A 7,478-nucleotide genomic window follows, 5' to 3' on the forward strand; every position below is an offset into this window, starting at 1 on the left:
TCATTGCACCACATTATGAAAGAAGTCTCAATGTTTCTTAATGAATGTGACCAATAATTGATGCACTTTGATGACATGATCGGTTGCAATGCATTCGTTGTTAAGTACAATGTCATTTACCTAAAGCGAAGTAAGACATTTATCATTGTTAAAATGACTTAATAACGGTGATTTATTGTACTTTCTTTGACGTAGAGGTGCGGTAAAAAATAGTAACTTCTGTTGGGGTAATGCCAATGAACAAAAGTGAAAGGTTTTATCGCCGAAGTAAGTATGCACATTAAAGCAGCTTGCTGGGGTTGTATTCGAATAGGAACAACACTGCCATAGTCTATTCTTTTTTTAAACTATGGAGCGCTACTGTAGGGTTGGGTGAAGTGTTCGCTTCCCTTTCGCTTAGTTCAACATGAATTACGTGGTTATCTTAGCTCGTAATTTGTCTGCAGTAGATCTCTAACCATTTACTTACTGGTTTTTGAAGATCATGAATTTAATCGATTTTGCATCATCTCCTCTGTCGCTGTTACCGCCTCTGGTAGCATTAAGTTTGGCTGTTCTTACACGCAGAGTACTTGTTTCATTAGGTGTCGGTATTGTATTAGGCGCGGTATTACTCGCGGATTATTCTTTTGGTAGTGCATTCAGTTATGTTGCTACTAAGGTATCAAGCGTCTTTGTTGCTGATGGCGGCATTAACACTTGGAATATGAGTATCGTCGGGTTTTTGCTTTTATTAGGTATGATGACCGCGTTATTAACTTTGTCTGGCGGTACTCGTGCTTTTGCCGAATGGGCACAAGTCCGTGTAAAAAGTAAACGTGGCTCAAAACTGCTGGCGGCATTTTTGGGTGTGTTTATTTTCGTTGATGATTATTTTAACAGTTTAGCCGTAGGTTCTATTTCTCGTCCTGTGACTGACCGCTTTTATGTATCTCGCGCTAAACTTGCCTATATCCTTGATTCAACTGCAGCACCAATGTGCGTTGTGATGCCAGCTTCTAGCTGGGGCGCGTACATTATGACGATTATTGGCGGTATTCTCGTTTCTCACGGGATTACCGAATATTCGGCATTGGGCGCGTACATGCGTTTAGTACCAATGAATTTTTATGCCATTTTTGCATTACTGATGGTGTTTGCGGTGGTGTGGTTCCAATTAGATATTGGTCAAATGCGCCAGCATGAAATTAATGCCTCCCAAGGCCGTGGATTCGACGACGCAAATGAAAACGATAGCCAAGACGCACATGAGTTAAATGAAGAGCTTGATATCAAAGAGAGCGAACATGGCAAAGTGTTGGATCTGGTTTTGCCTATCGTATTACTCATCATTGCAACGGTTTCAGCCATGTTATTTACGGGTGGTCAATCTTTAGCCGCAGACGGTAAAGCATTTGATCTACTGGGTGCGTTTGAAAACACCAATGTCGGCGCTTCATTGATTTATGGCGGGCTAGTTGGCTTGGCGATGGCTCTGTTTACTGTGTTTAAGCAAAAGCTGCCAATGAATGACATCCGTAATACATTGTGGATCGGTGCTAAATCGATGTTTGGTGCGATTTTGATCCTGATTTTTGCCTGGACAATTGGCTCTGTTATTGGGGACATGAAAACCGGTGCGTACATGTCATCTTTGGTTCAAGGTAATATTGATCCGCATTGGCTACCGGTCATCTTATTCTTACTATCGGGCGTGATGGCGTTTTCAACCGGCACTTCTTGGGGAACGTTTGGCATCATGTTGCCCATTGCTGGAGATATGGCCGCGGCGACCGATATCGCTCTAATACTCCCGATGCTGAGCGCGGTGCTCGCTGGTTCCGTTTTTGGTGACCACTGTTCTCCTATTTCTGACACCACCATTTTATCGTCGACAGGCGCGCGTTGTAACCATATCGATCACGTTGCGACACAATTGCCGTATGCACTGGCTACGGCCTTGGTTTCGAGTGTCGGTTTTGTTGTTTTAGGAATGACAGCGTCAGTGCTGATCTCGTTGGCTTGTGCTTCTGTTGCATTTATCATTGTGTGCATGATTATGGCCGCTATGGCGAAATCAAAAATGACACATTGCGAGACGTTGTAGCCGTATTTTGGTTAAATAGAGTTGATAAAAGGGAAACGAAAGTTTCCCTTTTTTATTACTGGTGCACGACGGTGAAAAAAGATTTTAAAAAAGCAAAATTTTTAGTTGAAAAAGAACATCAGCTTGGTTAGTGTGGAGTCAAGACAGCAAACCAATAAGAGCTGATAAGTATGCGTAATTTTGTAATGAACATTCATCATCACCATCACCCTAAATAATCTTTCGGGGAGATGTACGCATACCCGGGAGGCAGGAAACTCCCGGTGGTTAAGTCAAAGCATTTAGATTAAAACCCTCGGGAGAACGCAAATCTCCCGAGGGTTTTTTCATTTTGCTTTAACTCAATTCCAAATACATTCAATACATTGCACAGGGAAATTGTCATGCAAACACAACGCCTAAGAATTGCCATCCAGAAGAAAGGCCGCTTGAGCTCAGAGTGCCAAGACTTACTTAAAAAATGCGGCGTGAAATTCAATATCATGGGTGAGCGTCTTGTCGTTCACTCTCTCAATATGCCGATCGACCTACTGCTAGTGCGTGATGACGACATACCCGGGCTGGTGATGGACGGTGTGGTTGATCTCGGTTTCATTGGTGAGAATGAACTCGAAGAGGTGCGTTTAGAACGCTTGTCGCAAAATAAGAAAAGTGAGTTTGTTTCACTGCGCCGTCTTGATTTTGGTGGTTGCCGCTTATCTATCGCGATCAATAAAGATCAGCAATACAACGGTCCTCAAGATTTGGCGGGTAAACGCATCGCCACAACTTATCCGCAGTTACTCAAAGCGTACATGGATGAAAAGGGCATTGATTTTAGCACTTGTGTGCTCACAGGTTCTGTTGAGGTTGCGCCACGAGCTGGCTTAGCTGATGCGATTGCTGACCTTGTTTCTACCGGCGCAACATTAGAAGCAAATGGCCTCAAAGAGGCTGAAGTTATCTTCCAATCCAAAGCAACACTCATTCAGCGTCAAGGTGAATTCAGTGAAGATAAGCAAGCATTGATTGCTCGTTTATTGACGCGTATGCAAGGCGTGATTCAAGCCAAAGAGTCCAAATACATCATGCTGCATGCCCCGGTTGATCAATTAGAAGCGATTAAAGACTTACTTCCGGGAGCGGAAGACCCAACAGTGCTGCCTTTATCGGCGGAGAAAAATCGTGTTGCAGTACATGTGGTCAGCACCGAGAACCTATTTTGGGAAACCATGGAGCGCCTAAAAGCATTAGGGGCGAGTTCTATTTTGGTTTTACCTATCGATAAAATGATGGAGTAACGGCGATGAGAACTGTCGTTTGGCAATCGTTGAGTGAAACTCAGCAAGATTCAATTTTAGAACGCCCGGCCATTACTGAAGGAGCCAATGTCACTGCTGCCGTGAGCGCCGTGATTGAGCGGGTGAAAGCGCAAGGTGACCTAGCGTTAATTGAGTTAACTGAAAAATTTGACCGCGTGAAACCGGGTTCAATTCGCGTTTCAAGTGGTGAGATTGATGCGGCGTGCGAACGTCTTTCTGACAAGATGAAACAAGCACTTCAACAAGCTTATGAGAACATTACTAAGTTCCATAAAGCACAAAAGCTGCAACCGATCAAAGTGGAAACGCAGCCGGGAGTGGTGTGTGAACAAGTCACGCGTCCAATTAATACGGTGGGTTTGTACATTCCCGGAGGCAGTGCGCCTTTACCTTCTACTGTATTAATGTTGGGTGTTCCTGCACAAATTGCAGGGTGTCGTAAAGTGGTGCTCTGCTCACCGCCACCGATTGCGGACGAAATCCTCTACGTGGCCAAGCTGTGTAACATTGATGAGGTGTACAACATTGGTGGTGGTCAAGCGATTGCAGCAATGGCTTATGGGACTAAATCCGTTGCTAAAGTAGACAAAATCTTCGGCCCTGGTAATGCCTACGTGACAGAAGCAAAACGTCAAGTGAGTAATGATTTTCGCGGTGCAGCGATTGATATGCCAGCGGGTCCTTCGGAAGTGTTGGTGATTGCTGATGATACGGCTGATGCCGATTTTATCGCGGCTGATCTGCTTAGCCAAGCTGAGCACGGACCTGATTCACAAGTTGTGTTAGTGACCCCTTCAGCGGTGATTGCCGATCAAGTAACAGATGCAGTGCAAAAGCAGCTAAAAAGCTTATCTCGCGCCGCCATTGCAGAAAAAGCCTTGGCTTCTAGTTTGATTATCATCGCTGAGTCTTTGACCCAAGCGGTTTCTATCTCGAACTACTACGGTCCTGAGCACAAAAATTGTGCAAACGCGGAACCCTCGTGAGCTGTTGCCGTTACTTGATAACGCTGGCTCAATTTTCTTAGGTGAGTGGTCACCAGAATCAGCCGGTGACTACGCTTCGGGTACCAACCACGTTTTGCCAACATACGGTTACACGCGTACTTATTCTAGCCTTGGTTTAGCTGATTTTAGTAAGCGCATGACGGTGCAAGAACTCAGCGCAGAGGGCTTACAAGGGTTAGCGCCAACCGTGGTCACAATGGCAGAAGCTGAAGGATTGGATGCACACAAACGTGCGGTCACCATTCGCGTCGAAAAATTGCAAAAGGCGAAAAAATAATGGAAAAACTGGCTCGTAAGCAAATTCAAGCACTAAAACCTTACTTATCGGCTCGCCGTATTGGCGGCAGTGGTGATGTGTGGCTCAATGCCAACGAATCGCCATTCAATAATGAGTACAAAACCGATTTTGTACGTTTGAACCGTTACAGTGATTGCCAACCCAAAGCTATGATCGATGCGTATGCGGCTTATGCCAAGGTACAGCCAGAGCAGGTGTTGACCTCACGCGGTGCTGATGAAGGGATTGAACTTTTGATCCGCACATTTTGTGAGCCCAATCAAGACGCTATTTTATACTGTCCGCCGACTTATGGTATGTACGCGATTAGCGCTGAAACGTTCGGTGTCGAGCGTAAAGTTGTGCCATTAACAGCGGATTGGCAGCTCGATCTGTCAGCCATTCGTGCCAATTTAGACAGCGTGAAGTTGATCTTCGTTTGTAGTCCTAATAATCCAACCGGCAATTTGGTTAAGCGCCAAGATATTATTGCTTTGCTGGAAATGACTAAAGACCGCGCTATTGTGGTGATGGATGAAGCCTACATTGATTTCTGTCCAGAAGCCTCAACCGTTGATTTATTAGCGCAATACCCGAATCTGGCGATTTTACGCACCTTATCCAAAGCGTTTGCGCTTGCAGGTTTGCGCTGCGGTTTTACCTTGGCCAGTAAAGAGCTGATTGATGTGCTGCAGAAGGTAATTGCACCTTATCCCGTGCCAATTCCGGTAGCAGACATTGCCGTGCAAGCGTTATCGGAAGCTGGGCTGGCTCGTACCAAATTCCAAGTGTTGGATCTCAATGCAAACCGTGCCTATTTACAAGCAGGGCTGTATATGGTGCCCAATTTAACTGTGTTTGAAGGGTGGGGAAACTACCTATTAGTGAAATTTCCCGATGGTGATGCGCTGTTTAAAGCCGCTTGGGATCACGGCATTATTTTACGCAATTCTCCGATTGAAAATTGCGTGAGGATCAGTATCGGTAATCGCGAAGAGTGTGAAAAAACACTCGCTTTTATTCGCAATTATTATCAGTAATCAAGCACCATAAATAGCCCAAAATGAATAAGAGCCAGTCGTTTAAGTGACGTTACTGGCCAATAGAAAAGGATATTCCAGTGAGCAAACAGCAAAAAATTCTCTTTATTGATCGTGACGGCACCTTAATTGTTGAGCCTCCGGTCGATTTCCAAGTTGATCGTTTAGACAAACTGAAACTAGAGCCGTATGTGATCCCAAGCCTACTGGCTTTGCAGGCTGCGGGTTATCGGCTGGTAATGGTCACCAACCAAGATGGACTGGGGACGGATAGCTATCCTCAAGCGGATTTCGATGCCCCTCATGCGATGATGATGGACATTTTTCAGTCCCAAGGAGTGCTCTTTGATGATGTGCTGATTTGCCCGCACTTTGAAAAAGATAATTGCTCTTGCCGCAAACCCAAATTGGGGATGGTTAAAGAGTATCTGCAAGGAGGCAAAGTCGATTTTCAGCAATCAGTGGTGATTGGCGACCGAATGACCGACCTGCAACTGGCTGAAAATATGGCGATCCGTGGTATTCAATATCATCCGAAAAGTATGGGATGGCGTGAAATAGTTAAAGACTTAACCGTGAAAGCGCGCAGCGCCGAAGTGGTAAGAACCACTAAAGAGACCGACATTAAAGTTGCGGTCAATTTGGATGAAACGGGTGGTAATCAAATTACAACGGGGTTAGGTTTTTTTGACCACATGCTTGACCAAATCGCAACCCATGGTGGTTTTCAATTGAAGTTGAGTGTCAATGGTGATCTGCACATTGATGATCACCACACCATTGAAGATACCGCATTAGCACTCGGGCAAGCCTTAAAAGAGGCATTAGGCGATAAGCGTGGCATTGGTCGTTTTGGTTTTTCGTTGCCGATGGACGAGTGTTTAGCACAATGCGCGCTCGATCTATCGGGTCGCCCTTATCTGAAATTTGAGGCCACCTTTACACGTGATCAAGTGGGCGATCTCTCCACTGAAATGGTATATCACTTCTTCCGTTCATTAACCGACACTTTGGCCTGTACGCTACATCTCTCATCCAGTGGCGAGAATGATCACCATATTATTGAAAGTTTGTTTAAGGCTTTTGGCCGCACATTGCGCCAAGCCATTAAAGTGGAAGGCAATGAACTACCTAGCAGCAAAGGAGTACTGTAATGTCGTCAGTCCGCGAAGCGATGAGTGATCACAGCAGCCAGCCGCAAAAGGTCGTCATCATTGATACAGGCTGCGCTAATGTTTCTTCCGTGAAATTTGCCATCGAACGCTTGGGTTACCCAGTCACTATTTCAAAAGATCCTGATGTGGTGTTGACGGCAGATAAGCTGTTTTTACCCGGTGTCGGTACGGCAAGTGAGGCGATGAAAAATCTGCAACAGCGCGATTTAATCACCTTGGTGAAACAGGTTGAAAAGCCACTGCTCGGCATCTGCTTAGGCATGCAACTGTTAGGTCAGCTGTCAGAAGAAAAAGGACAGCAAGCTAACGATCAAGCTAATGACATTGTTGAATGCTTGGGTTTATGTGATGGTGAGGTTCGCCTGATGGATACAGGCGATTTACCACTGCCACATATGGGTTGGAACACGGTCAATGCCGAAAGAGGCCATCCTCTGTTTAAAGGCATTGAGCAGGGTGAATATTTCTATTTTGTCCATAGCTACGCCATGCCCGTCGGTGAATACACGATTGCCGAATGTGAATACGGCAAGCCTTTCACCGCGGCGTTGCAAAGCGGTAATTACTATGGTGTCCAATTTCACCCAGAGCG

Annotated in this window: 5 protein-coding genes, 1 pseudogene, 1 riboswitch and 1 other annotated feature; all 6 genes and pseudogenes read left to right on the forward strand. The window is 45.4% G+C overall.

All coding sequences use genetic code 11. The annotated features are described in order from the left end of the window. Nucleotides 1–184: 184 nt before the first annotated feature. Nucleotides 185–368: riboswitch (Lysine riboswitch) on the forward strand. A 116-nt stretch (nucleotides 369–484) separates the two neighbouring features. Beyond that, complete coding sequence (locus AACQ21_RS02860) at nucleotides 485–2,086, forward strand: Na+/H+ antiporter NhaC family protein (protein ID WP_094129382.1); 1,602 nt, start codon at nucleotides 485–487, stop codon at nucleotides 2,084–2,086. A gap of 193 nt (nucleotides 2,087–2,279) precedes the next feature. Then, nucleotides 2,280–2,416 (forward strand) — a sequence feature (His leader region). Between the two features lie 53 nt (nucleotides 2,417–2,469). Then, nucleotides 2,470–3,366 (forward strand): ATP phosphoribosyltransferase, encoded by an 897-nt coding sequence (gene hisG / locus AACQ21_RS02865; RefSeq protein ID WP_026027608.1) that lies wholly within the window; start codon nucleotides 2,470–2,472, stop codon nucleotides 3,364–3,366. A 5-nt stretch (nucleotides 3,367–3,371) separates the two neighbouring features. Next, a pseudogene (gene hisD / locus AACQ21_RS02870) lies at nucleotides 3,372–4,671 on the forward strand (histidinol dehydrogenase). Continuing rightward, nucleotides 4,671–5,711, forward strand: a complete 1,041-nt coding sequence (gene hisC / locus AACQ21_RS02875) for a histidinol-phosphate transaminase (RefSeq protein WP_105977365.1) — start codon at nucleotides 4,671–4,673, stop codon at nucleotides 5,709–5,711. The pseudogene hisD and the gene hisC overlap by 1 nt, the downstream one beginning before the upstream one ends. Before the next feature lie 80 nt (nucleotides 5,712–5,791). Beyond that, nucleotides 5,792–6,865 carry a bifunctional histidinol-phosphatase/imidazoleglycerol-phosphate dehydratase HisB gene (gene hisB, locus AACQ21_RS02880; protein ID WP_105977366.1) on the forward strand — a complete coding sequence of 358 codons (1,074 nt, stop codon included), beginning with the start codon at nucleotides 5,792–5,794 and terminating at the stop codon, nucleotides 6,863–6,865. Further along, nucleotides 6,865–7,478, forward strand: a 614-nt coding sequence (gene hisH / locus AACQ21_RS02885) for an imidazole glycerol phosphate synthase subunit HisH (RefSeq protein ID WP_105977367.1), incomplete at its 3' end; no start/stop codon positions are given. The genes hisB and hisH, both read left to right, overlap by 1 nt.

The organism is Vibrio sp. V01_P9A10T6 (assembly GCF_963877065.1).
Classification (GTDB): Bacteria; Pseudomonadota; Gammaproteobacteria; order Enterobacterales; family Vibrionaceae; genus Vibrio; species Vibrio anguillarum.

What these genes read in the sequence shown, in the direction of transcription:
- AACQ21_RS02860 (WP_094129382.1), top strand. Translation starts at nt 485, where the DNA reads ATGAATTTAATCGATTTTGCATCATCTCCTCTGTCGCTGTTACCGCCT.
- hisG (WP_026027608.1), top strand. Translation starts at nt 2,470, where the DNA reads ATGCAAACACAACGCCTAAGAATTGCCATCCAGAAGAAAGGCCGCTTG.
- hisC (WP_105977365.1), top strand. Translation starts at nt 4,671, where the DNA reads ATGGAAAAACTGGCTCGTAAGCAAATTCAAGCACTAAAACCTTACTTA.